The sequence below is a fragment of the Macrococcus sp. CoH-51_TC_04 genome (genome assembly GCF_058188655.1).
Genome location: NZ_JBVGOY010000074.1, coordinates 1 through 261, shown reverse-complemented (window position 1 = coordinate 261; position 261 = coordinate 1). Strand labels below are relative to the sequence as shown.

The following is a 261-nucleotide window of genomic DNA, read 5'->3' as shown; positions in this document are numbered from 1 at the left end:
GTACTTGACGACCGAAGATAACGATCTTGTCTCCGACCACCGGAAGCTGCGCCATGGGCGAGGTGAGCTGGAACGTTGCGGTAGTCGGTCCCAGTATCACACTTTTGACGTAGCGGCAGAAGCTGAAGTTTTGTCCCGTAGAGAATTCGACAATGATTTGGCCTATGTACGACGGATTCATTCCCGACGTGTAGTCGCTAAGTGCGATCGTTATAGACTGCTGATCCACGGCCGTGATCGGAACCTGCGCCTGATACGCGA

Annotated in this window: 1 protein-coding gene; it reads right to left on the bottom strand. The window is 53.6% G+C overall.

Features of this window, described 5'->3' with window-relative positions; all coding sequences use genetic code 11:
• Positions 1–261, bottom strand: a 261-nt coding sequence (locus ACZ2V4_RS11825; protein ID WP_490514967.1) for a hypothetical protein, incomplete at both ends; no start/stop codon positions are given.